The sequence below is a fragment of the Ruegeria sp. BC7 genome (genome assembly GCF_056539165.1).
In genome coordinates this window covers 99,177-121,601 of record NZ_JBQFUL010000005.1, presented here as the reverse complement: position 1 = coordinate 121,601, position 22,425 = coordinate 99,177, and the positions used below count along the sequence as shown (strand labels likewise).

General features: G+C 55.6%; 23 protein-coding genes and 1 pseudogene. 8 read left to right on the top strand and 16 right to left on the bottom strand.

Features of this window, described 5'->3' with window-relative positions; genetic code table 11:
• Positions 1-4: 4 nt before the first annotated feature.
• Together rplM and ACR0KS_RS14210 are read right to left on the bottom strand one after the other, a co-directional pair.
• Positions 5-463 carry a 50S ribosomal protein L13 gene (rplM, locus tag ACR0KS_RS14215; RefSeq protein WP_039536983.1) on the bottom strand — a complete coding sequence of 153 codons (459 nt, stop codon included), beginning with the start codon at positions 461-463 and terminating at the stop codon, positions 5-7.
• A 163-nt stretch (positions 464-626) separates the two neighbouring features.
• On the bottom strand, positions 627-2,030 hold the full coding sequence (locus ACR0KS_RS14210; RefSeq protein WP_170566651.1) for an aminotransferase-like domain-containing protein: 1,404 nt from the start codon (positions 2,028-2,030) through the stop codon (positions 627-629).
• Between the two features lie 99 nt (positions 2,031-2,129).
• Between ACR0KS_RS14210 and ACR0KS_RS14205 the strand changes: the two genes are divergently transcribed.
• A complete protein-coding gene (locus ACR0KS_RS14205; protein WP_170485451.1) occupies positions 2,130-2,357 on the top strand; it encodes a YjiS-like domain-containing protein in 228 nt (75 codons plus the stop codon).
• A 56-nt stretch (positions 2,358-2,413) separates the two neighbouring features.
• On the opposite strand, the gene ACR0KS_RS14200 is transcribed toward ACR0KS_RS14205, so the two are convergent.
• Positions 2,414-2,857: a PaaI family thioesterase gene (locus ACR0KS_RS14200; RefSeq protein WP_170566653.1), complete on the bottom strand. Its 444-nt coding sequence runs from the start codon at positions 2,855-2,857 to the stop codon at positions 2,414-2,416.
• 58 nt (positions 2,858-2,915) lie between these two features.
• Between ACR0KS_RS14200 and ACR0KS_RS14195 the strand changes: the two genes are divergently transcribed.
• The 4 genes from ACR0KS_RS14195 (at position 2,916) to gluQRS (ending at position 6,850) form a co-directional block, all read left to right on the top strand.
• Entirely contained in the window at positions 2,916-3,701 is a 786-nt protein-coding gene (locus tag ACR0KS_RS14195) for an enoyl-CoA hydratase (protein ID WP_170566655.1), read from the top strand.
• Between the two features lie 254 nt (positions 3,702-3,955).
• On the top strand, positions 3,956-5,296 hold the full coding sequence (gene trmFO, locus ACR0KS_RS14190) for a methylenetetrahydrofolate--tRNA-(uracil(54)-C(5))-methyltransferase (FADH(2)-oxidizing) TrmFO (protein ID WP_170566657.1): 1,341 nt from the start codon (positions 3,956-3,958) through the stop codon (positions 5,294-5,296).
• 37 nt (positions 5,297-5,333) lie between these two features.
• The gene (locus tag ACR0KS_RS14185; RefSeq protein ID WP_170566659.1) at positions 5,334-5,948 is read left to right on the top strand and encodes a methyltransferase domain-containing protein; all 615 of its coding nucleotides are present in this window, start codon (positions 5,334-5,336) and stop codon (positions 5,946-5,948) included.
• Positions 5,945-6,850, top strand: a complete 906-nt coding sequence (gene gluQRS / locus ACR0KS_RS14180) for a tRNA glutamyl-Q(34) synthetase GluQRS (protein WP_170566661.1) — start codon at positions 5,945-5,947, stop codon at positions 6,848-6,850. The genes ACR0KS_RS14185 and gluQRS overlap by 4 nt, the downstream gene beginning before the upstream one ends.
• Here the strand turns inward: gluQRS and hisI are convergent.
• Positions 6,836-7,225 carry a phosphoribosyl-AMP cyclohydrolase gene (gene hisI / locus ACR0KS_RS14175; protein WP_170566663.1) on the bottom strand — a complete coding sequence of 130 codons (390 nt, stop codon included), beginning with the start codon at positions 7,223-7,225 and terminating at the stop codon, positions 6,836-6,838. The genes gluQRS and hisI overlap by 15 nt on opposite strands.
• 48 nt (positions 7,226-7,273) lie before the next feature.
• Here hisI and ACR0KS_RS14170 point away from each other — a divergent pair, with 48 nt between their 5' ends.
• Together ACR0KS_RS14170 and ACR0KS_RS14165 are read left to right on the top strand one after the other, a co-directional pair.
• The gene (locus ACR0KS_RS14170) at positions 7,274-7,726 is read left to right on the top strand and encodes an iron-sulfur cluster assembly scaffold protein (RefSeq protein WP_170485458.1); all 453 of its coding nucleotides are present in this window, start codon (positions 7,274-7,276) and stop codon (positions 7,724-7,726) included.
• Between the two features lie 59 nt (positions 7,727-7,785).
• Positions 7,786-8,424 carry a MarC family protein gene (locus ACR0KS_RS14165; RefSeq protein WP_170566665.1) on the top strand — a complete coding sequence of 213 codons (639 nt, stop codon included), beginning with the start codon at positions 7,786-7,788 and terminating at the stop codon, positions 8,422-8,424.
• Between the two features lie 186 nt (positions 8,425-8,610).
• On the opposite strand, the gene ACR0KS_RS14160 is transcribed toward ACR0KS_RS14165, so the two are convergent.
• The 5 genes and pseudogenes from ACR0KS_RS14160 to sciP form a co-directional block, all read right to left on the bottom strand.
• Positions 8,611-8,733, bottom strand: a complete 123-nt coding sequence (locus ACR0KS_RS14160; protein WP_480681982.1) for a hypothetical protein — start codon at positions 8,731-8,733, stop codon at positions 8,611-8,613.
• A 101-nt stretch (positions 8,734-8,834) separates the two neighbouring features.
• Positions 8,835-10,925, bottom strand: a complete 2,091-nt coding sequence (gene recG, locus ACR0KS_RS14155) for an ATP-dependent DNA helicase RecG (RefSeq protein WP_480693250.1) — start codon at positions 10,923-10,925, stop codon at positions 8,835-8,837.
• The gene (gene ligA / locus ACR0KS_RS14150) at positions 10,922-13,048 is read right to left on the bottom strand and encodes an NAD-dependent DNA ligase LigA (protein ID WP_170566669.1); all 2,127 of its coding nucleotides are present in this window, start codon (positions 13,046-13,048) and stop codon (positions 10,922-10,924) included. The genes recG and ligA overlap by 4 nt, the downstream gene beginning before the upstream one ends.
• A 122-nt stretch (positions 13,049-13,170) precedes the next feature.
• Positions 13,171-13,887, bottom strand: a complete 717-nt coding sequence (ctrA, locus tag ACR0KS_RS14145) for a response regulator transcription factor CtrA (RefSeq protein WP_170566671.1) — start codon at positions 13,885-13,887, stop codon at positions 13,171-13,173.
• 81 nt (positions 13,888-13,968) lie between these two features.
• Positions 13,969-14,261: pseudogene (gene sciP / locus ACR0KS_RS14140) on the bottom strand (CtrA inhibitor SciP).
• Positions 14,262-14,390: 129 nt separating this feature from the next.
• Between sciP and mnmA the strand changes: the two are divergent.
• A complete protein-coding gene (gene mnmA / locus ACR0KS_RS14135) occupies positions 14,391-15,536 on the top strand; it encodes a tRNA 2-thiouridine(34) synthase MnmA (protein ID WP_170566673.1) in 1,146 nt (381 codons plus the stop codon).
• Between the two features lie 10 nt (positions 15,537-15,546).
• On the opposite strand, the gene ACR0KS_RS14130 is transcribed toward mnmA, so the two are convergent.
• From ACR0KS_RS14130 to bamA, 7 genes are all read right to left on the bottom strand, one after another.
• On the bottom strand, positions 15,547-16,122 hold the full coding sequence (locus ACR0KS_RS14130; RefSeq protein WP_170566676.1) for a hypothetical protein: 576 nt from the start codon (positions 16,120-16,122) through the stop codon (positions 15,547-15,549).
• Positions 16,119-17,282: a lipid-A-disaccharide synthase gene (gene lpxB / locus ACR0KS_RS14125; RefSeq protein ID WP_170566678.1), complete on the bottom strand. Its 1,164-nt coding sequence runs from the start codon at positions 17,280-17,282 to the stop codon at positions 16,119-16,121. The genes ACR0KS_RS14130 and lpxB overlap by 4 nt, the downstream gene beginning before the upstream one ends.
• Positions 17,282-18,076, bottom strand: a complete 795-nt coding sequence (locus ACR0KS_RS14120; protein ID WP_170566680.1) for a UDP-2,3-diacylglucosamine diphosphatase LpxI domain-containing protein — start codon at positions 18,074-18,076, stop codon at positions 17,282-17,284. The genes lpxB and ACR0KS_RS14120 overlap by 1 nt, the downstream gene beginning before the upstream one ends.
• Before the next feature lie 4 nt (positions 18,077-18,080).
• A complete protein-coding gene (lpxA, locus tag ACR0KS_RS14115; RefSeq protein WP_170416572.1) occupies positions 18,081-18,866 on the bottom strand; it encodes an acyl-ACP--UDP-N-acetylglucosamine O-acyltransferase in 786 nt (261 codons plus the stop codon).
• A complete protein-coding gene (fabZ, locus tag ACR0KS_RS14110; RefSeq protein WP_170388431.1) occupies positions 18,863-19,336 on the bottom strand; it encodes a 3-hydroxyacyl-ACP dehydratase FabZ in 474 nt (157 codons plus the stop codon). Before fabZ ends, lpxA begins: the two co-directional genes overlap by 4 nt.
• A gap of 72 nt (positions 19,337-19,408) precedes the next feature.
• Positions 19,409-19,978: an OmpH family outer membrane protein gene (locus tag ACR0KS_RS14105; protein WP_480693249.1), complete on the bottom strand. Its 570-nt coding sequence runs from the start codon at positions 19,976-19,978 to the stop codon at positions 19,409-19,411.
• 22 nt (positions 19,979-20,000) lie between these two features.
• Positions 20,001-22,361: an outer membrane protein assembly factor BamA gene (gene bamA / locus ACR0KS_RS14100; protein WP_170566684.1), complete on the bottom strand. Its 2,361-nt coding sequence runs from the start codon at positions 22,359-22,361 to the stop codon at positions 20,001-20,003.
• Between the last annotated feature and the right edge of the window lie 64 nt (positions 22,362-22,425).

The following is a 22,425-nucleotide window of genomic DNA, read 5'->3' as shown; positions in this document are numbered from 1 at the left end:
GTCATTAGCTCCGGGTGTTTTTCTTGTTCATGGACTTTACGTCCAGAACTTCGGGCGCTTGCGCCTCGTGGGGATGCTCGGCACCGGCGTAAACGCGCAGGTTGGTCATCTGCTGACGTGCCAGACGGTTGCCCGGCAGCATGCGCTTGACCGCTTGGGTCACGACGCGCTCGGGGTGTGCACCCTCGAGGATCTGCTGCTTGGTGCGCGACTTGATGCCGCCCGGGTGACCCGTGTGCCAGTAGAAGTTTTCTTCACGCTTCTTGCCGGTCATCTGGATTTTGTCAGCGTTGATCACGATGACATTGTCGCCCATGTCCATGTTCGGGGTGAACGACGCTTTGTGCTTGCCACGCAGACGCATGGCGACGATCGAGGCAAGACGGCCCAGAACAACGCCCTCGGCGTCGATCAGGATCCATTTCTTGTCGATGTCTGCAGGTGTTGCAGAAAAGGTTTTCATGGCAGGATAGTCCTGTTTGATGTGAAAGACCGCCCCAAGACAGAGCGGCCCGAATTCGATGGAGCGTATTTAGATTGGGTGGGCGTGCAGGTCAACAACGCTTTGGTCTTTTTTATAATTCAAAAACAATGAGTTAATAAATAGGTATTATTTTACCCCACGCCTAGACGCTTATTTGCTCGGGTGGATTGTCAAGCAGCCGTCTTAATTGATGCATGGCGTCTTCAAACCGTTCCAGTGACACATGCCCGTTCATAGCAATGCGCACGGCGTTGGGTGCCCTGCCATCACGCAAGGCAAACTCATCGGCTGACCGTAGTTGTATGCCCTCTCTTTCTGCGGCCCTGCTGAACGCGGCCGCGCGCCAGCCGGATGGAAGGTTCAGCCAGACAAAAGGAACGTCCGGTGCCCAGTTCAGGTCAAACCCACCAAGGGCATTCACTGCAATTCGGACGTAGTCACCCATGCGAACCCGGACATCTCTGGCAATCTGGCGGGTTCGTGGGTCAGACAACATCAACCGGGTTAATTCCGCCAGAGGTTGGGCCAGTCCGAAATACCCGTATTCGGCAGATCGTCGTAAATCCACGCTACGCTCGCGTGGTGCAATGGCAAATCCAACTCGCAACGCCGGGGTCAAGACCTTTGAGATCGACGACACGTGCCACCCTCTTTCCGGCGCAAGGGCACGATAGCTCGGCTCACGCGCATCTCCCATCCGATAGCAGTCGTCTTCAATGATCTGAACGTCAAAGCGCCGTGCAATTTCGACAATTTCTTTGCGTCTTTCCAACGGAGTGTGCGATCCGGTCGGGTTTTGAACTTCCGGAGACACGCAAACTGCCTGGGCTGGAGTGTGCCGCAATACCTGCTCCATCGAGTTCGGCTCGATCCCCCATTTATCCATTTTCACGCCTATGACCTCGGCCCGCATGAGTTCCCCTGCCCGACGGAAACCGGCATAAGACAGGTCTTCAACCAGAACGGCTGGTTTTGGTCCGCGTAGGATTGTCTGAAACACCAGGCACAATCCATTCTGACCGCCATGAGTCAGCACGATGTCCTCTTGGGTCAATGCGCCAAGTGGAAGGTCTGAAAGCCATTCCACAACGGCTTGTCTGGTCGGTAGATACGCGTCGCGGGTTGGGTAGTTCATGAACAGGCCAGGATCAGACTGCGCTACTTTTTGCATGCACTCTCGGATTAATGCCACCTGCCCCACGTCCGCCAGTCTCGGGCTGAACAGGCTGACATTGGCGTTGTATTTGTCGTCTCGCAAATGCAGTTGCCGCGCCCAAACATCGTCCAACAAGGGGGACTTGGGGGCGGCAACGAATGTACCACGCCCCACTTCGGCCTGTAGCAACCCTTCATCGGTCAGAATCGTATAGGCTCGGGCTACTGTACCTGGCGTGATTTGCAGCCTGTACGCAAGCTCCCGTACCGGAGGAAGCTTTGCGCCAACTTCCAGCATTTTGTTATCAATGGCTTTTCTGATTGTGTCGGCCACCAGAGTGTATTTTGGCCCCTTTGATTTGGGCAGAGCCTCTGGCCAAATTGTATCCATTACAATTCTTCCTTTGATTTTGACACAATGTGGAATGTATCAATCAATCGTACCGAACATGTTACGTTTGTGTCAATACAATTTGAAAGGATACCCAAGATGACACGCGCAATGCACACCCCCGCCCTCATACTGCTGAACGACAGCCCCCGGCTGCCGCTGATCGCTGTGCTGGCCCTGCGGTTTGCGGCGACTGTCACTAAATGGGAGCGTCAACGCCGCAGTAGGGTCAATTTGTCAAAGCTGGACGACCGCATGCTGCGTGACGTCGGGCTGACCCGGCATCAGGCTAACCGCGAAGCGAACCGTCCCTTCTGGCACGGATAAGATTTCCCCAGTCCCATTCGGGACATCTTCCTTGGCCGGGTTCTCCCGGCCATTTTTTAACCGAATTTCGCAGCCGCTGATCCCTCGGGCGGCAAGGAATAGGTCATCGTTGCCCGTGCGACGGGTTCGTCCTTTCCCTCCGAGTACATCAAGACATCGCCAACCGCCAACGTCTTGCCGAGTTTCAGCAACCGGCAATGGGCAATCACGTCCTTGTTCCCATCTGGCTTTCGCATGAAATCCATCGAACAGCCTGTCGTTACGGCGAGGGAAAGCCGCCCCTTCCGCGCCAGTATGAGCGCGTAAACGCACACATCTGCCAGCCCGAACATCGAAGGTCCCGCGACAGTTCCGCCCGGCCTAAGGTGTCTGTCTTCAACAACCAGACGCATAACGATCGTATCTTCTGTCACGCTTTCAACGACAAAGTCCTCGTGAACCTGTGGAAACACCATCCCCAAGTACTCTGTCAGTTCTTCGCGGTTCAAAACCAACGACATACTTCCCCTCCTCGAATTGCCGACCTAGAGTTGGCCTCACATCGGAACGGAGGGCAAGATGGGAATTCTGGAACGTAGCGACACCGGCGCAGTTGCCAAAATCAAAATGAATGCGCCGGACCGCCTGAACGCCCTCAGCGACGAGATGCTGGCCGCGCTTCAGGCGGAACTTGACGCGCTACGCGACGACAAAAAAATTCGCGCTGTGATCCTATCTGGAGCGGGAAAAGGATTTTGCGCCGGCCATGATCTCAAGCAGATGACCGCCGGCCGCCAGAGCGAGGATGGCGGCAAGGCATATTTTCAGGATTTGTTCGCCAGATGCACCAAGATGATGCTGTCCATCCAGTCTTTGCCGCAACCTGTGATTGCTCAGGTCCATGGCATCGCGACTGCGGCGGGGTGTCAGCTGGTGGCCACGTGCGACCTTGCCGTCGCGGCAGAAGGGACGCGGTTCGGGGTAAACGGGGTGAACATAGGATTGTTCTGCTCGACGCCGATGGTTGCGCTTAGTCGGAATATTCCCCGCAAACGCGCGTTTGAAATGTTGACTACTGGCGATTTTATCTCGGCAGAACGGGCAGCCGAGTTGGGGCTGGTCAATCGGGTGGTGCCCGAGATGTTATTGGACCATGAAACGCAGGCGCTGGCGGATCAACTGGCGACCAAACTCAGCTCGGCCGTGAAGATCGGAAAGCAGGCATTCTATCGGCAACTGGATATGCCGATAGAGGAAGCCTATGCCTTTACAGGTGAAGTTATGGCCCAGAACATGCTGCATCGCGACACCGAAGAAGGCATCAGCGCCTTTATCGAAAAAAGACCACCCAACTGGGAACAATAACGTATTTGTATTGGCTTTTTTGCCAATGTTCGCATTTTGGGACTTTTCAAAAGGGCGACACTGTGTCAAAGCTGAGACAAGGCTGCGGCCTTGGATACACTTTTGGGTCGCTGTAGGCGGAAGGTCCCTCCAAGCTGGTTTCTCTCACCGGCGTTGACATTCCCGCAGCGGCGACCCCAAAACTCCCCCTCCAAAGTGAAGTTTTAGCCAACAGTCGTTTGCGTTGCTGCGCACTCTGCCCTATGTGGCAGCGCATGACACAGAAATTGCATATCATAGGCGGCGGCATGGCCGGGTCCGAGGCGGCCTGGCAAGCAGCGGAAATGGGCGTCGACGTGGTGATCCACGAAATGAGGCCCAAAGTTGGCACATTTGCGCACCAAACAGGAAATCTGGCCGAGATGGTGTGCTCTAATTCATTTCGTTCTGACGATGATGAACAGAACGCTGTTGGTTTGCTGCATTGGGAAATGCGCGCGGCAGATGGCCTGATCATGAGCACCGCCGACGCCCATCGCCTTCCCGCCGGTGGCGCACTGGCCGTTGACCGAGACCCGTTTGCCGAAGCCGTTACTGCGAAGCTACACGCCCATCCCCGCGTTGAGGTCACAGCAGAAGAGGTCACCACCCTGCCCGATGACGGCAAATGGATCGTTGCAACCGGTCCTTTGACCTCGACCTCTCTCGGGGCTTCCATCGGTGCTGAAACTGGCGCCGAGTCACTGGCTTTCTTCGACGCGATTGCCCCCATTGTTTATGCCGACAGCATAGACATGAGCAAAGCATGGATGCAGTCGCGGTATGACAAAGGCGAAACCGAAGAAGAACGCACCGCCTATCTGAACTGTCCGATGGATCGTGATCAGTACGAGGCGTTCATTGATGCGTTGCTGGCTGCGGACAAGACCGAGTTTCACGAGGGTGAAACCGCAGGCTATTTTGACGGCTGCCTGCCGATCGAAGTGATGTCAGAGCGTGGGCGCGAAACTCTGCGACACGGACCGATGAAGCCCGTGGGCCTGACAAATCCGCACCAGCCGGATGTAAAACCCTATGCTGTTGTTCAGTTGCGGCGAGACAATGCGCTTGGAACGCTTTTCAACATCGTGGGATTTCAGACCAAGATGAAATACGGCGCGCAAACAGAAGTGTTTCGCATAATCCCGGGCTTGGAAAACGCCAGTTTCGCGCGACTGGGGGGGATACACCGGAACACATTCATTAACTCTCCTACGTTGCTGGATTCGCAGATGCGGTTGAAGTCCAAGCCGAATATCCGCTTTGCCGGTCAAATAACCGGTGTCGAGGGATATGTCGAAAGCGCAGCAATGGGCTTGCTCGCCGGGCGCTTGGCTGCAGCAGAAATCCTTGGGCAGGTACTTCCAGACGTACCGCAAGACAGCGCTATGGGCGCATTGATACACCACATTACCGGCGGTGCAGAGGCAAAGACCTTCCAGCCCATGAACGTGAATTTCGGCTTGTTTCGCCCGGTCGAAGGGCTGAAAGGTGGCCGTCGCGGACGAAAAGACCGCTACAAAGCCTACACGGATCGGGCCAAGGCCGAGTGGTCGAACTGGCTTGCGCATTGCTGACTGGACGATGTGTGCATCGTCGGCCTAACATGCGCTCATGAGCGACAAGTACCTCAAGGACGCTTACGGGTTGGACACCCCTGAAGCCACACGCGCGCACTATCAGAAATGGGCGGGTACGTATGATGCCGAGGTCGCAGCTCATGGCTACGCGACGCCCGGGCGCGTGGCCCAGGCGCTCTGGTCAAAAATGCCAGAGCCGAAGACTCCGGTTTTGGACTATGGGTGCGGAACAGGCCTGTCGGGGGAATCCCTGCACGCAGCGGGATTTCGCATTCTGGACGGAATCGACCCCTCACCCAAAATGCTTGAGGGGGCCGCGACCAAGGGTGTCTACAGGCACCTGTCGACTTTTGATTTGGACGATCCAAACCCACTTGAACAGGGCGCATACCAAGCGATTGCGGCGATCGGAGTCATCAGTGTTGGGGCCGCGCCACCCGAGACTTTCGATCTGCTGATGAATGCACTGCCAAAGGGTGGATTGCTGGCGTTTTCCTTCAATGATCACACACTGGAGGATCAGGCTTATACCTGTAGGTTGAACGATTGGCTGGATATGGGGGCTGCGCGTTTGTTGTTCCGCGAATATGGCCCTCATCTGCCCGGTATGGACTTGAAGTCTGACGTCTATATTGTTGAAAAAACGTGACATTTATTACTAGGTTTGCGCCCTCTCCGACGGGCCCACTTCATCTGGGACATGCGTATTCCGCACTATTGGCAAGCGACATGGCGCGGGCGGAGAATGGCGTGTTCCTTCTTCGGATTGAGGACATTGACCAAGCGCGCTCACGACCGCATTGGGAAGAGCAGATTTTCGATGATCTGCGTTGGCTTGGGCTGGATTGGCCCACCCCGGTATTGCGGCAATCGTCGCGGCTTTCTGAGTATACGCAAGCGCTTGAAACGTTGTGGTCACAAGGTTTGCTGTATCCCTGTTCCTGCAATCGTCGGGATATCGCCGCAGCCGCCAGCGCACCTCAAGAGGGCGCACCGCTGCACGGACCGGACGGTATTATCTATCCCGGCACATGCCGGAATTCCTCAAGCAGAACGGGGCCAATGCCAAGGGACATTCCTTTGAGGTTGGATATCGAACTTGCCGCAAACTCTGCAAGCAGTCTGTTTCAAAGCACAGGTGCGAAAGGCGATAAACCCGCAAAATTTCAAGAGGATGGAGAAGGTTCTTGCGGTCAATCCGGCTGGATCGAATTCACTGGGTCAGAGTTGGTCGATACGATTGGGGATGTGGTTTTGTCCCGGCGCGATATGGGTACGTCCTATCACCTGTCCGTCGTTCTGGATGATGCTGAACAAGGTGTGACCCATGTTGTACGCGGTCAGGATCTATTTGAAGCGACCCGCATCCACGTTCTTCTTCAATCTCTACTTGGGTTGCATACGCCAGTTTATCGTCACCATCGATTGATCCGGGATGACACCGGGAAAAGGTTGGCCAAGCGTGATGATGCGAGGGCGATTTCTAAGTATCGCGCCGACGGCCTCAGCCCTGATGACATCAGGGCTTTGGTCGGGTTAAGTCATAGGTGACATCAGCTCGGTCTCCTGCCCGTCCCGGACGGCGGTATAAAAACAGCTACGCCGGTTTGTGTGACAGGCTGGGCCGGTCTGTTGGACCAGAACCAGCAAACAATCGCGGTCGCAATCTATACGCAAGTCTACCAACTCTTGAATATGCCCAGAGCTTTCACCCTTGACCCAGAAGGACTGGCGCGAGCGAGACCAATATGTGACGCGCCCAGTTTCAAGCGTTCTTTCAACGGCTTCGACATTCATCCAAGCCATCATCAGAACCTCTCCGGAAGTAGCGTCCTGAGCGATGGCCGGGATCAGACCGGCGTCGTTGAACTGCAAGGTCGAGGGGTCGAATGTGGCGTCAGCTGACATGATAAAAACCTTTTGCATCCCGGTGGATGCCCACTATGTATGGGGAACAGTCAACGAGGGAAAGCCATGTCTGGTGAGAATGACTTGATCAAGCTATATTCCGGCCGGATTCTGGCGCTGGCGGCTGATATCCCTCATTTGGATCGGCTCGAAAATCCCGACGCCACCGTGAAAAAGCGCTCGCCGTTATGCGGATCTACCGTGACCGTCGACGTGAAAATTCGCGATGGCCGGGTCTCGGAATTTGGTCAGGACGTGAAAGCCTGTGCGTTGGGCCAGGCTTCGGCGGCTGTTGTTGGGGCTGCCGTCATCGGTGCGACCCGCGCGCAGATTGAAACAGCGCGCGACCAGTTATCCCTGATGCTCAAGAAAGATGGTCCTGCCCCCGACGCCCCTTTTGACGGGCTTGAGGTTCTGATGCCTGCACGCGATTACAAGAACCGGCACGCGTCGATTCTGTTGGCCTTGGACGCGACTGCCGAGGCGATGGAGCAGGCTGAGCAGGCAAACTGCGCCTGACCATAGTTTTTTTTGACGATCCGGTCTAACCTCCTGGGAATTAAGGGGGAGCCGTTATTTTGAACAACCTATTGGAACATTTCGTAACGCTGTGGGTTGTTATTGACCCCATTGGAACCATTCCGGTTTTCATAGCTGTGACCGCTGGTCTGGAAGCGGCCGCGCGTCGAAAGATGGCACTGTTGGCCGCCGTCATTAGTGCCGGCATATTGCTGTTTTTCCTCGTTTTTGGACAACTTTTGATCGAGGCGCTGGATATCGGTCTCAATTCCTTTCAGGTCGCGGGCGGGATCATTCTGTTCCTTTTCGCGCTGACAATGATCTTTGGCGAAAGCAAGCAGGACATAGAACAACGTGAGGCCGAGGAAGACATCAAGGACACGATGCACCAGCACAATCCGGCCATTTTTCCTCTTGCGGTGCCGTCACTTGCCTCGCCCGGCGCGATGCTGGCTATTGTGATTTTGACGGATAACAACCGATACAGTGTCGTTGATCAGGGAATAACGGCTTTGGTTATGATCTCAGTCGTCGCGATTGCATTCGTGCTGATGTTGCTGGCAGAGCCCATTATTCGCCTCATCGGTCACTCAGGTGCCGCCATCATAAGCCGTGTGATGGGGATGATCCTCGCTTCGGTCGCTGTGAATTCCGTGCTTTCAGCGATGCTAGAAATCATGAAAACCGGCCAATTGTAAAAAAACCGCCGCTCCTTTCGGGCGGAAAGGGCGGCGGCAGGCATTGCGTTTCTCACGTGGGGTCCGGATATCCGCGCGGGGCCGAGGCATGGCCCCTTCAAGGGAATTAGGACAGGCAGGTCACCCTTGACTGAGATGGGGATGACAGCGCGGTTTGATCGGCGCGAGATCGCAGGCAGAAAAGGGTCAGAACGTTCCGGGCAGGTGCAGGGCAACCATCAGCATGACCGCCAAGGAAACTGCACCAATCGCGTCCTGCAACAGAGTCGATTGCGAGCGAGCGATGGCGGTCTTTATCTGGGTCAGCATTTGTCACCTCCGGTCAGGGTTTTAATCCTTTGTTGACCTTTTGTTCTCATATTTTCCCGAGTCGGTAAAGAACTTTTTGAGAACATTCGTGAACATAATTCCTAACCAACTGATATTAAACGGATTGCCTGATCCTGTTTCATCAGCCAGAGTAGAACACGAACTGCTTGTCCTCTTTCCGAGCTAAGTTGGGGGTCTTTAGCAAGCAGAGCCCTCGCGTCGGTTTGCGCCGTTGCCATCAATCCGGCCTGTGTTTCCATATCTGCGATCCGAAATTTCGGCAGCCCTGATTGAGCGGTCCCGATCAAGTCGCCGGCCCCACGCATTTGCAGGTCTGTTTCGGAAATTTTGAACCCATCTTCGGTCTCACGTAGAACTTCTAACCTTTTCCGCCCGTTTTCGCTCAGCAGTGGCTGATACATCAGCAGACAAGTAGAGTCAGCTTCGCCGCGCCCCACTCGGCCGCGTAATTGATGCAGTTGTGCAAGTCCGAATATCTCGGCCCGCTCGATCACCATAATCGTTGCGTTGGGGACGTTCACCCCGACTTCAATGACAGTGGTCGCAACCAGTACCTTGGTTTGCCCTTTCTGAAATGCCTCCATTGCTGCGTCTTTGTCTGACGGCGGCATTTGCCCATGCACAAGGCCAACCACGCCCTCGCCCAACACCGCGCGCAGACGTTTGAACCGTTCCTCCGCGGCGGTGAGGTCCGAAACCTCGGATTCGTCAACCAAAGGGCACACCCAATAACACTGACGACCGTCCGCGATAGCGCGGCGTAGATGAGTAAAAACCTCGTCCATACGCTCGGTACTGACGACCGCGGTTTTGATTGGCTTGCGACCGGGTGGTTTTTCATCCAGCACCGACACATCCATATCGCCATATTGCGCAAGCGCCAAACTTCGCGGGATCGGGGTCGCGGTCATGACAAGAACGTCGGCGCCCTGCCCTTTTTCCGAAAGCTCCAACCGTTGCTTGACGCCGAACCGATGCTGTTCATCGACTATGACCAGCCGCAAATCATTGAATTCAACGTCGCTTTGAAACACTGCATGGGTGCCTACCAGAATGTGAATGTCGCCATTTCTCAAGGCTTGCAACTTGCTGCGACGCTCGGCCCCTTTGTCGCGGCCTGTCAGAATTTCCAGAACGATTCCAGCATCTTCAGCCAGTGGCCGCAGACCTTCCAAATGTTGCCGCGCAAGTATTTCGGTCGGAGCCATCATGACACCCTGACCTCCAGCCTCAACCGCGACCAGCAATGACATGAAGGCCACCAGTGTCTTTCCAGCCCCAACATCCCCTTGCAACAAACGGTTCATCCGGGCATCTGACGCCATATCCGCAGCGATTTGATCAATTGCTCGCATCTGTGCCTTGGTCGGTTTGTACGGCAAGCTGGTCAATACTTTGGATTGCAGCACTCCCGAGGCCACGCTCACAACGCCCCTCGCCTTGCGTTCGCGTTGCCGTGCAAGCGCTAGCGTCACCTGATGAGCAAAGAACTCATCATAAGCAAGCCGTTCGCGTGCGGGTGCATGGCTTGCGACGTCGTCCGCCCCGCGAGGCATGTGGGATGAGGTGATCGCCGTCGCCCAGTCAGCCCAATTCTGTTTGGCGACCTGAGCGGGGTCGATCCATTCGGCCAGATCGGGGGCTCGGGCCAGTGCGCTCCGGGCCGCTTTGAACGCAGTTTTTTGCGTAAGACCTTGGGTCAAATGATATACGGGCTCGAATTCCGGGATTTCCCGCGCGTTTTCAACCGGCAGGATGTGGTCCGGGTGAACCATCTGAGCCATTCCGTCGAACAGCTCTAACTTGCCGGAAATGACTCTACGCGAACCTTCAGGAAGGACTTTCTTAAGGTAGTCACCGCGCGCATGAAAAAAGACCAGTTGGAAGTCTGCCTGAGAATCCTCGACATGAACCCTGTAAGCTCCTCCCTTGTTGCGGGGTGCGCGATGCACGCCCACCGTTACCTCAACCGTCAACGTTGTCGGCAAATCTGCGCCTTGGATGGTATCGCGTCGGCGGCGGTCAATGACCGCGTAGGGTAAGCCAAACAGAACGTCGCGTGGGGTTTCGATCCCGGCCTGCACCAAGGCTTGAGCAGTCTTGGGCCCAACGCCGTCGAGTGTTTCAAGACGGGCGAACAGCGGAAAAAGTATTTCAGGCCGCCCGGTCATAACGTGCCGATCAAGGCCAGCCAGCCGTCTTCGTCCAACGTCTCGATACCGAGTTCAGCAGCTTTTTTAGCTTTGGATCCAGCTCCGGGACCGGCGACCAAAAGATCCGTTTTCTTGCTGACCGACCCGGACACCTTTGCCCCCAGCGATTCGGCCCGCGCCTTGGCCTCAGCCCTGGTCATTTTCTCTAGCGTGCCAGTAAATACGACGGTCTTGCCTGCCACCGGGCTGCTGGAGGTGTCGGGCCGAATTGCGTCCTGAATGTCCAACTGCGCCACCAGCGCGTCGATGCTGTCGCGTTCCGCATCCTGGGCAAAAGCGGAAACCAGTGCGCGCGCCATGATTTCACCTATGCCATCTATAGCCAACAGGTCTTCCCATTCGGCCCCTTCAAACTGAGCAGAAGCAGTTACAGCGCGTTCAAATTCCTCCCACGCGCCATAATGGTTCGCAATCAGGTTAGACGCAGCTTCACCCATGTGACGGATACCCAGCGCAAAAAGAAGGCGACCCAGAGGAATTGCGCGTTTCTCGTCGATCGCGGCCCAAAGGTTCCCGGCACTTTGCGACCCCCAGCCTTTTCGGTTGGCGAGCTTGTTCAAATTTGCCGCGTCGCGAGCCTGCAAGGTGAAGATATCGACCGGGGTTCTAACAGGAAGGTCAGGGTCATCGTAGAACATTTCGATCTGTTTCGCGCCAAGCCCTTCAATGTCGAACGCCTTGCGAGACACAAAATGTTTCAGCCTTTCAATCGCCTGAGCCGGGCAGATTATCCCGCCAGTACAGCGTCTGACGGCATCACCTTCCTCTCGTACCGCGTCGCTATGACACTCGGGGCACGAGGTGGGAAACTCATATGGTTGCGCTTCGGTCGGGCGTTTCGAGATGTCGACATCCGCCAGCTTCGGGATCACATCACCGGCGCGGTATACCTGAACCCAATCCCCGATCCGAAAATCCTTTCCGTCGCGGATGGTTCCACCCTTAGCGTCACGCCCGGCGATATAGTCTTCGTTGTGAAGCGTCGCGTTCGAGACGACAACCCCGCCAACGGTCACCGGATGAAGCCGTGCGACGGGGCTCAACGCTCCGGTGCGACCAACCTGAATATCTATCGCTTCAAGCCGGGTCCACGCGAGTTCGGCCGGGAATTTATGGGCGATTGCCCATCGGGGCGTTGTGGACCTGAACCCAAGACGGGCTTGCAGGGATAGGTCGTTTACTTTGTAGACAACCCCGTCAATGTCATAGCCAAGTGTTGCGCGCTGCGCCTCAATACTCTGGTAGTGCTTCAATATTTGATCAGTGGTGCGGCACACGGCGGTCAGCGGGTTGGTCACAAACCCATACGCAGCCAAACGATCGATTGCGCCCATTTGCGTGTCGGCCAACGGCTCTGATAACTCACCCCAGGCATAGGCAAAAAACCTGAGCGGTCTTGAGCGGGTTATCGATGAATCCAGTTGCCTCAAGGATCCGGCTGCAGCGTTGCGCGGATTGGCAAACGGTTTGTCACCCTGTTGTTCCTGGCGCGCGTTCAACCGTTCAAAGTCTTCATGCGACATATAGACTTCGCCCCTGACTTCTAGAATTTCAGGCGCATTCTGTATGACTTGTGGGATATCCGAAATAGTGCGCGCGTTGGCGGTGACGTTTTCACCGACTTCACCGTCCCCTCTGGTTGCGGCCTGCACAAGCGTTCCGTTTTCGTATCTGAGAGAAAGCGAAAGGCCGTCAATCTTTGGTTCGGCCGTAAACGACAATTCCGAACTTTCGGAAAGACCAAGATACTTTCGGATGGAGCGTTCAAAGTCAGCTACGTCCTCGTCACTGAACGCATTGCCCAATGACATCATACGAACAGCGTGGGTAACCTTGGAAAATCCGTCCGCAGGTTGGGCGCCAACTCGGTCAGATGGGCTGTCAGGTCTTTTGAGGTGCGGGAAAAGGCTCTCGATTTCCGTATTGCGCCGCTTTAGCTCATCGTATTCCGCGTCAGAAATTTCCGGAGAGTCTTCTGCATGATACTGCGTGTTGGCACGCAGAATCAGATCAGCCAGCCGCGCCAGTTCTCTTTGGGCTTCTTCTTCTGTCAGGTCTGATACCAGTATTGAATTGCTCATGCCTCGCCCCGTCACATATTCTTGCGTGTCAGTGATAGGGCGAGGTCAATCGTAGGTCCAGATGTGCTGTTCATAGAGTGAGGGAGTCGCCCTGAACCCGCGGCAACATCCAATTGGTCGTTCTATGCGCCGACAGCGATGCGCCTTTCATCAATACTGTTGCTTTGCGGGTCACGTAGAACGTACCCCCTGCCCCAAACTGTCTCGATATAGTTTTCGCCACCGGTCGCGTTGCTGAGCTTCTTGCGCAGTTTGCAGATGAAAACGTCGATGATTTTAAGTTCCGGCTCATCCATGCCGCCGTAAAGGTGGTTCAGGAACATTTCCTTGGTCAGAGTCGTGCCCTTTCGCAAGCTAAGCAACTCCAGCATTTGATATTCCTTGCCGGTCAGGTGCACCGCCTTGCCTTCGACCTCTACCGTCTTGGCATCCAGGTTCACAGCGACGCGTCCGGTATGGATAATAGACTGAGAATGCCCCTTTGATCGACGAATGATCGCGTGGATACGGGCCACCAGTTCCTCTCTGTGGAATGGTTTGGTCATATAGTCATCAGCACCGAACCCGAAACCCTTGATTTTGCTTTCGGTATCGTCAGCGCCGGACAGGATCAGGATTGGCGTTTCTACCCGGGCTATGCGCAACTGCCGTAGAACTTCATGGCCGTTCATGTCCGGCAGGTTCAAGTCCAGAAGGATCAGGTCATAGTCATATAATTTCGCAAGATCGATACCTTCTTCGCCGAGGTCTGTCGCATAGACATTGAGATTGGCGTGGGTCAACATCAACTCGATGCTTTTCGACGTGGTTGGATCATCCTCAACAAGAAGTATACGCATTTACTGCTCCAATTCGGTTCAATTTTGCAATTAAATCGAGCCTGCTTAAAAATGGTTAATCTGACGTTACCGTTGAAACATTTATTCCGTCTCATCTTTGGGTTGTCTATATTTTTTTAATGCCGTTGCCTTCAGCGCGTCCATTCCATGTTCTGCAACCGCTGAAACCCATGAATTGAACTCTTCATCGCTTAGGCCATACCGGGATTTTGCATCAGACAGGGAAATCAGCCCGTACAATACCCCCTCACCACAATGGCCTTTCGCGAGGCAACCCATCTTTTTGTATTCTCCGGGGGCAGGTCGGCCCGCGATAAAATCGTTCCATCAGGCAAGGTTACTGACCTTGGCCCCTCAACTTTGTGCAAATACATCTTTCATACCTTTTCCTGCTGCGACAAAGCTGACACCAGCCTACTTAATGAGCGGTGAAACCACCCCTTGAGAGTGTCTAGAATTTTCCTATATTCTGCCGGTCTTTCTTAACCCGTACTGGAATCGTCATGGCCCTCGATACCGAGACCCCGCTGAACTCGCTTGGCTTTGCCAAACCCCCGTCCGAAACACGGGTCGTCGTGGCGATGTCCGGGGGCGTGGACAGTTCCGTCGTAGCCGCGCATTTGGCGGATCAGGGGTATGACGTGGTTGGTGTAACCTTGCAGCTTTACGACCACGGTGCTGCGCTGGCCAAGAAAGGTGCTTGTTGCGCCGGGATCGACATCCACGACGCGCGCCGTGTAGCTGAAGAGCGCGGGTTCCCGCATTATGTTCTGGACTACGAAAATATCTTCAAGGATGCCGTAATCGACGAATTCGCCGACAGCTATCTTGCCGGTGCGACGCCGGTTCCGTGCATCCGTTGCAACGAGCGCGTGAAATTCAAGGATTTGCTTGAAACGGCCAAGGATCTTGAAGCCGATTGCATGGCGACCGGCCACTACATCCAGCGCAAGATGGGCCGAAATGGGCCAGAGCTGCACAGCGCCGAGGACGCGAACCGCGATCAGTCCTACTTCCTGTTCTCGACCACGCCCGAGCAGCTTGAGTTTCTGCGCTTTCCTCTGGGGCATCTGCCTTCAAAGGATGCGACGCGGGAAATGGCCGCGCAATATGGACTTGCCGTGGCGGACAAACCCGACAGCCAAGACATCTGTTTCGTGCCAAATGGCAACTACGCCAGTGTGATTGAAAAATTGCGTCCCGGCGCGGCCGAGCCCGGAGAAATTGTGCATGTAGACGGGCGCGTTCTGGCGCAGCATGAAGGTGTGATCCACTACACGATTGGTCAGCGCCGCGGCCTTGGTATCGGGGGTCTTAGCGAACCGCTGTATGTTGTAAAGCTGGACGTGGACAAAAAGCAGGTTGTGGTCGGCCCAAAAGAGATGCTGGCCACCCGCACGATACCCGTGCGCGAGATCAATTGGCTGGGCGATGAGCCATTCACGTCCCGAGACGAATGGCATGTCTCGGTCAAGGTCCGCTCGACCCGCCCCCCGCGTGAGGCGATCGTCCGGCCCCTGACTGAAACCACTGCCGAAGTTGAATTGCTGACACCAGAGGAAGGCGTTTCACCGGGCCAAGCCTGTGTGTTTTACGCAAGCGAAGGCAGCCGCATTTTTGGCGGTGGCTGGATCTGGCGCGGCTATTGATCCGCAGAGTTCAAACCATGTCCGTCGGGCTGTTGACTAGAATGTAGAGACCTACGGACACCATTATATAGGGCGCGATCCGGTCCAGACGTGCGATGCGGGGTCCAAGGCTTTGTGCACGTGGAGCGCCCCAACTGGCCAGTGTTGTCAGACCCGCAAGAGCGCACACGGCTCCGACCAGCGCTGCGACCCGAAATGCGGGCGTCGAATCCGCCAACAGCGGTGTCATGGCGGCGAGGGTATCAATGGACAGGCTCAGGAACAAAACAACCACCGACGTGACTGCCCCTCGCTCGGGTATTTTCCGTTCCTCCGCGCCGGAAAGCTGATGCCATATACCGCGAAGCCCCAATGTCAGGGGGACAATGCCAAGATAGCCGACCCAATTCAAAAAGCCGGTATGGTCAAGGCCGCTGGCGACCACAAGCGAGAGTGACAGGATCAACGCCTGAGCAACGGCAAATCCGACTACGGCACGCCTTGTCTGCATCACCATCACCAGACCAAACAGGACGACAAGATTGTCGAGATTGGTCGAAATCGTCACAATCCCGGCTGAAATGGCGAAAATGATGTGCTCGGTCATGATGCTGTGGGAAGTCTGTCCAACACGGCTTTCGCCGCCCGAAGCCCCGGAGCCTCTCCTCCTCGGCCCAGTCGATTCATCGTCAGATCCATGGCCGCTTGCTGGGCCTCAGGATCACGAACAACCCCTGTCAAAGCTTCAGCTATTTGATCCGGTGTACAATCATCCAACAAACGCTCGGGTACTGCGCGTGTGTCAGAAACAAGGTTTACCAGCGTAACGGTTTCCAGCTTGACCATCCGCTCGGCTATTTTCTGGGTCAACCAGCTTAGCTTGTAGGCAATAACCATCGGAGTATTTTGCGCGGCGAGTTCCAGCGAGACCGTTCCTGACGCCGCAAGAGCCACTTCAGCGGCCGAAAACGCAGCCCGTTTCTGGGCGACCGCCTGTGCCGCAGGCAAGTTCCGCGGGTCTACAACCACGGGGTCACCTGGCCAGTCTTTGACGTGTTCGCGGACCGTATCGACTATATGCGCAACTGTGGGCACCACCACGCGCATGTTTGGTCGATCCTGCAGAAAAATCGACAATGCTTGCCCGAAAACAGGTGCAAGCCTCTCAACTTCGCCCCGGCGCGAACCAGGTAAAGCCAGCAAAACCGGAGCGTCCCCCAAACCATGAGATGCACGGAAATCTTCGACCTCTTGTAAAGTCGCCTGCGGTTCACTGGCAACCGGATGGCCGACGAAGTCGCACTCCATTCCCGCGCGCCCCATGTATGGCGGCTCGAACGGTAGCAGTGCCAGTACGTGGTCAATGACTTTGGCCATCTTGTCCGCTCGTCCGGGCCGCCATGCCCAGACACTGGGTGCCACATAGTGAACGGTTCGGGTATCGCTTTGCGCCTTTACCAGCTTGGCGACGCGCAAGGAAAAATCGGGACTGTCGATGGTAATCAGAACGTCGGGCTTTGTGTCCAAAACGGCTTGCGCTGTTTCCGAGATACGACGTTTCAGGTGGAAAAACTTGGGGAGGACTTCCACCAGCCCCATCACCGAAAGCTCGGACATGGGAAAGCGGCTTTGCAAACCTTGCGCCTGCATCAAAGGCCCGCCAACGCCGTCAAATACCACATCGGGCACCAAGGTTCGCAAGCCTTCCATCAGGGCACCGCCCAATCGGTCTCCCGATGGTTCACCGGCGACCAGAAATACGCGCATCAGTTTGTCCGCTCGCGTATGTACAAGAACAGGCCAAGGCGGTCGCAATCGGAAATGACCCGTTCTTTTTGCAGAACAAGCACCCCGCCCTTTTCGATCACAATACCGGATAGACCCGCGGCGACTGCGCTGGCGACAGTATCGGGACCGATCGCAGGTAGGTCAGCACGGCGATCCTGATCCGGTTTTGGCGCTTTGATGAGCACGCCGCCACCAGCGTCCGGCCGCTGAGTCAGCGATTGCAGCATCCACGCGGTTCCGAATATGCCCTCTACGGCCAACGCCTGTCCTTTTAACACGACGCAGGCTTGACCAATGTCGGCAGCGCCCATAGCCCTTAAAATTCCGGCCCCTCGGTTCGCGTCGGACAAATCGGAGTCTGAAGGTTCGGCTTTGGTCAAACAGCCCAAATTTGGCAAGAGATTTGGTGCTATTTCATGCGCGGCGCGCACAGCAAAGCCAGCGTTTTCAAAGATGCCTATTACCGCCCGCAGCGCACCGTCGTCCCCGGCCATGATCGCCTGTTGCAGAATAGGGACCAATGGCATGGTTGCAGCGTCAATGCGGGACGGGTCGACAGCAGGTCGTTGCACCGCACCAGCCATGCACACTTCTGTGACGCCCTGCGCCTTCAAATCGTTGATAAGTGTCCCAAGCTGTTCAAGCGGGAACACGATATCCGCGACCAATGGCGCCGGGTCAAATCCTTCCATCGCGCAGATTATCGGGCGGTCCGACAGTTGTTCGACTACTTCACCCGGTAAAGAGCCGGTACCGGCAATCAGCGCCAACATGGTGTTACTTCCCCGGAGTCAGGAACGAGCGATCGGAATGGCCAGTGACGAATTCGACGATTTGCCTTACGTACTCGCTTTCGTGATCGTCACCCAAACGGTGGGCGCGCTCCATAAAGGTGCCCTCGCCTGCCGAAAGCTCACGGAACGCTGCACGCAACGCCGAGATATCGGCTCTGGAAACACCACGCCGCTTGAGCCCAACAAGGTTCAATCCGTCAAGCTCACCGCGGGGCGCTTGTACGAGGCCATAAGGGATCACGTCGTTTGCCACCATTGTCAAAGCGCCGATGATTGCACCGCGACCGACACGCACCCATTGATGCAAGCCAGAAATGCCGCCAACGATCACGTCGTCCTCGATGATGCAATGTCCGGCCGCGCCTGCGTGGTTGACCATGATAACTCGGTCGCCGATCTGGACGTCATGTGCGACATGTACACCTGCCATCAGCAGGCAATCGTCGCCAATTCGGGTCACGCCGCCGCCGCCCTCGGTCCCGGTGTTCACGGTGACATGTTCGCGAATACGGTTGCGTTTGCCGATCTCCAGACGCGTATCTTCCCCCCCGAATTTCAGATCCTGCGGGATTTCACCGATGACCGAGAAATTGAAAACGACGGTATCTTCATCAATCGAGGTATCGCCCGTGACAACAACATGAGACTTGAGTTCGACACGGTCGCTCAATTTCACCTTGGACCCGACATAGCAGAACGGGCCGATGATACAGCCCTCGCCGATCTGCGCGCCGTCTTCGATTATTGCGCTTGGGTGGACACCGTTCATGTCGTTTTTTCCATGTCCCAGTCAACGTAGGCCGAAAACTCGGCTTCGGCAGCGACTTCACCTTCGACCGTTGCGCGACCGCTGAACTTGAAGATCTTGCCACCCTTTTTGCCGCGAACGGTTTCAACATGCATTTCAAGCACGTCGCCGGGAACGACTTTTCGGCGGAATTTACACTTGTCGATGTTCATGAAGTAGATCAGCAGCTCGCTGTCGATCACGTCCATGCCCACTCCCAGCATTACCCCTGCGGTTTGCGCCATCGCCTCGACAATGGTGACGCCCGGCATGATCGGCGTTCCGGGGAAATGGCCCTGAAAGTGCGGCTCGTTCATCGTGACGTTCTTGATGCCGACGGCGGATTGATAGCCCGAGATGTCAACGACCTTGTCCACCAACAGAAACGGATAGCGATGTGGCAATATCCGCTGGATCAGCTGAATGTCTGCACTCTGGGTTTCCGTGGTCATGATGAAGGTGTCCCGTTCTGGATTTCTCTTTGCCGAGTGGTTAACAACACCGCGACCCAAGGGCAAGCAAACCTATTCGTCGGAACCGTTTTCGATGGTACTTCCATCGCCGATAACGGCGTCTATTCGCGCAATCGCAGCCTCGGTAACATCGGTACGGTCAGAACTTAGAAAAACGCTTGAACGTTCAATAATGACCGTAGCGCCGGATTCGCGAAGCAAGTCGATCAAAACGGGCTGTATCAACTCATAGAATGTCTGCTGAGCATCCTCACTTTTTCGCGCCAGCGCGTCCAACTTGGCGCGCTGTCCGTCCCGATGTGACTGAACTTTCATGTCGAACGCTTCGGCCAGTGGTCGAAACTCGTCAGGCTGAAGGTCGCCGCGTTGATCAGTCAGGTCTTTTTCTTCCCTGCTAAGCTCGGCGACGATCCGTTCATTTTCCTCGGCCAGCAGAGTGCCTTCGGCTTCGATCTCGCGCAGGACACGCTGGCCAAATTGAGAATCTGCGAACAGACGCTCGCTTGAGATCGTTAGAATTGCCGTTTGTGGGACACCCAACTGCTGGGCGTGAACCGGAGCGGCAAAAACGACTGTCAGAAAAACACACAGGGCCCGGAGAGGGCCCTGCAGTTTTGGCATGAAAAAGCTCATCATCTCTTTGTCAGAACTGCGCCTGAATGGTCAGGTCGAAATTCTGCTCCTGGTCGAAATCTTCTTTCTTCAGGGCTTTCGAGAAGTTGAAGCGCAAGGGACCGAACGGTGTTTCCCACAGAACGGACACCCCGACAACATGACGAATGGAGCCATCTGCGCCCACGATGTCCGCTCCGGCTGTGTTTACATTGTCAATGTTATAGAGGTTGCCAACGTCATAGAACACACCGCCGCGCAAACCCAGTTCTTCGGGCAGACCCAGCGGGAAGTCCGACTCGAACCGAGCGACCCAGTAGTAGTTGCCGCCGATCGCGTCATCCTGACCATTGGAAAGGTCGCGTGGGCCTAGACCTGCGGGTTCAAATCCCCGGAACGTGTTGGGGCCAAGAACGAAACGGTCGAGTGTCCGGCTGAAATCGTCACCTCTCCAGTGTAGGGCACCCATTTCCAGCGTGGCGCGCAGAACGACTTCCTCGCTGAGCACCCGAGTTTGAGCGATCGCCCTGGCGGTCGACTTATAGAACTCGTTGTCGCCGCCCAGCCCTGCGGCATCAAGGCCAACTTCAAACAGAACACCAGCATTTGGGTTCAGACCACCCAGTCGGCTGTCATACACATAAGATACGCCCAACGAGCTGGTTGTCCGTTTACCCTGGTCAATTTCCGAGGAAATGACCGCACCGTTGACTTCATTGTCCTGCTGCGTCATCTCGCTGCGGTCCCAGCCGTAGCGCAGTCTCAGGGCCGACAATTCACCGATCGAGTAGCTGAGTTGCGGGTTGAAGAACACTCGCTCGGTATCATAGCTGGCAAAGCTCGAGTTCGTGGACGCAAGTCCAAGACCCAGGTCAAAACGCAGCCTGCGCCCCAGCAGATAAGGTTCAGAGAAGCTCAGAGTATATTGCTCTGCATCCTGGGCGGTCGAGAGCGTGATGCCAAGGTTCTGCCCGCGGCCAAGGAAGTTCGACTCGTTCAGACCAATTGCAATCCCGAAACCATCAGAAACCGAGTAGCTACCGCCAAGGCTTAACGACCCGGTGGGCTGTTCTTCCACGTCCACGTCGACGATCACCTGACTCGGCGATGAACCTTCGCGTGGCTCGACATCCGCAACCGCAAAGAACCCAAGTGCGCGAATACGCTCGGCCGCTTGCCGGATTTCACGAGGGTTGAATGGGTCGCCTTCAACGGTATCGAATTGGCGACGGATCACTCGGTCAAGCGTCGTTGTGTTACCTTCAATGTCGATCCGTTCAACGAAAATCCGCGGTCCCTTGGTCAGGACGAACTGCACATCCAGTGTCAAGTCTCGTGCGTTTCGCGTAACCCGAGGTTCAACCCGCAAGAAGTCCACGCCCTGTTTGATGCCAAGACGTTCCTGACGCGCGATAGAGTTTTCGATCAAGGAAGGAGAGTACGTGACCCCGGGCTTGATTTTCAGTGCGTTTTGATAATCGGCGGCGTTGACGCCGGGTATCTCGCTGACTGTCGAGATTTTTCCGAACGAGAATTTCTGACCTTCCGTGATATTCATCACAAGGAAGAACGCATCACGCTCGCGGGTGAATTCGACGTTTGCGCTGTTGACGCGGAAATCGACATAGCCACGGGACAGGTAGAAATCCCGGATAACCTGTTTGTCGAACTCGATCCGATCAGCGATGAAAGTGTCACTGCGCAGGAACGTCCGCAGGAAGTTGGCCTGCTTGGTCTCAAGCACCCGACGTAGACGACGGTCCGAGAAGGCGCGGTTTCCGACAAAGCTGACACGCTCGACCTCGATCGTGGTGCCCTCGGCAATTTCAAACACCAGATCCACGCGGTTGTCGCTGCGACGAATGATGCGAGGGATAACGGTGGCGGATACCCTGCCCTGCGCCGAATAAATCTCGGCGATCAGATCGGCGTCTGCCTCTGCAACCTGTGGGGTGAAAACACGGCGCGGCTGTGACGAGATCGCTTCGATCAGAACATCATCCTTTACGCGGCGGTTTCCCTCGATGCTGATCTGGTTGATCGTCGGATATTCCTGAACTTCGATCTGCAGAGTCGTTCCGCGTGGCGTAAGTTCAACTGTCTCAAAAACACCACTGTCAAGCAAACGCTGAAAGGCGTCGTTCAATTCGCCGGCAGTAACTGTCTGACCCGGTTGGATGCCAGTGCGTGCGATAATCGTAGACGTTTCGATCCTACGGTTTCCGTCAACATCGAAGGAATTGATGGTGTAGCTTTGCGCCTGCGCAACCTGCGGGACAGACACTAAACTCACTAAAAAAATAAGGGAAAAAATGGATAGCGTTCGCCACAAAATCTTGTTTGTCAGCTTCTGCCCTCCGCAGGATGTGCCTGCGCCTCGCCTATCAGTCATATTTTTCTCTACCCAAAATTTCAGGACTTTAAGTTTGAGTAGCGGGATTAGGAAACCTTGTCAA

Coding starts and splice junctions, on each gene's coding strand:
- rplM (WP_039536983.1), bottom strand. CDS start 463: ATGAAAACCTTTTCTGCAACACCTGCAGACATCGACAAGAAATGGATC.
- ACR0KS_RS14210 (WP_170566651.1), bottom strand. CDS start 2,030: ATGGATACAATTTGGCCAGAGGCTCTGCCCAAATCAAAGGGGCCAAAA.
- ACR0KS_RS14205 (WP_170485451.1), top strand. CDS start 2,130: ATGACACGCGCAATGCACACCCCCGCCCTCATACTGCTGAACGACAGC.
- ACR0KS_RS14200 (WP_170566653.1), bottom strand. CDS start 2,857: ATGTCGTTGGTTTTGAACCGCGAAGAACTGACAGAGTACTTGGGGATG.
- ACR0KS_RS14195 (WP_170566655.1), top strand. CDS start 2,916: ATGGGAATTCTGGAACGTAGCGACACCGGCGCAGTTGCCAAAATCAAA.
- trmFO (WP_170566657.1), top strand. CDS start 3,956: ATGACACAGAAATTGCATATCATAGGCGGCGGCATGGCCGGGTCCGAG.
- ACR0KS_RS14185 (WP_170566659.1), top strand. CDS start 5,334: ATGAGCGACAAGTACCTCAAGGACGCTTACGGGTTGGACACCCCTGAA.
- hisI (WP_170566663.1), bottom strand. CDS start 7,225: ATGCAAAAGGTTTTTATCATGTCAGCTGACGCCACATTCGACCCCTCG.
- ACR0KS_RS14170 (WP_170485458.1), top strand. CDS start 7,274: ATGTCTGGTGAGAATGACTTGATCAAGCTATATTCCGGCCGGATTCTG.
- ACR0KS_RS14160 (WP_480681982.1), bottom strand. CDS start 8,733: ATGCTGACCCAGATAAAGACCGCCATCGCTCGCTCGCAATCGACTCTG.
- recG (WP_480693250.1), bottom strand. CDS start 10,925: ATGACCGGGCGGCCTGAAATACTTTTTCCGCTGTTCGCCCGTCTTGAA.
- ligA (WP_170566669.1), bottom strand. CDS start 13,048: ATGAGCAATTCAATACTGGTATCAGACCTGACAGAAGAAGAAGCCCAA.
- ctrA (WP_170566671.1), bottom strand. CDS start 13,887: ATGCGTATACTTCTTGTTGAGGATGATCCAACCACGTCGAAAAGCATC.
- mnmA (WP_170566673.1), top strand. CDS start 14,391: ATGGCCCTCGATACCGAGACCCCGCTGAACTCGCTTGGCTTTGCCAAA.
- ACR0KS_RS14130 (WP_170566676.1), bottom strand. CDS start 16,122: ATGACCGAGCACATCATTTTCGCCATTTCAGCCGGGATTGTGACGATT.
- lpxB (WP_170566678.1), bottom strand. CDS start 17,282: ATGCGCGTATTTCTGGTCGCCGGTGAACCATCGGGAGACCGATTGGGC.
- ACR0KS_RS14120 (WP_170566680.1), bottom strand. CDS start 18,076: ATGTTGGCGCTGATTGCCGGTACCGGCTCTTTACCGGGTGAAGTAGTC.
- lpxA (WP_170416572.1), bottom strand. CDS start 18,866: ATGAACGGTGTCCACCCAAGCGCAATAATCGAAGACGGCGCGCAGATC.
- fabZ (WP_170388431.1), bottom strand. CDS start 19,336: ATGACCACGGAAACCCAGAGTGCAGACATTCAGCTGATCCAGCGGATA.
- ACR0KS_RS14105 (WP_480693249.1), bottom strand. CDS start 19,978: ATGCCAAAACTGCAGGGCCCTCTCCGGGCCCTGTGTGTTTTTCTGACA.
- bamA (WP_170566684.1), bottom strand. CDS start 22,361: ATGACTGATAGGCGAGGCGCAGGCACATCCTGCGGAGGGCAGAAGCTG.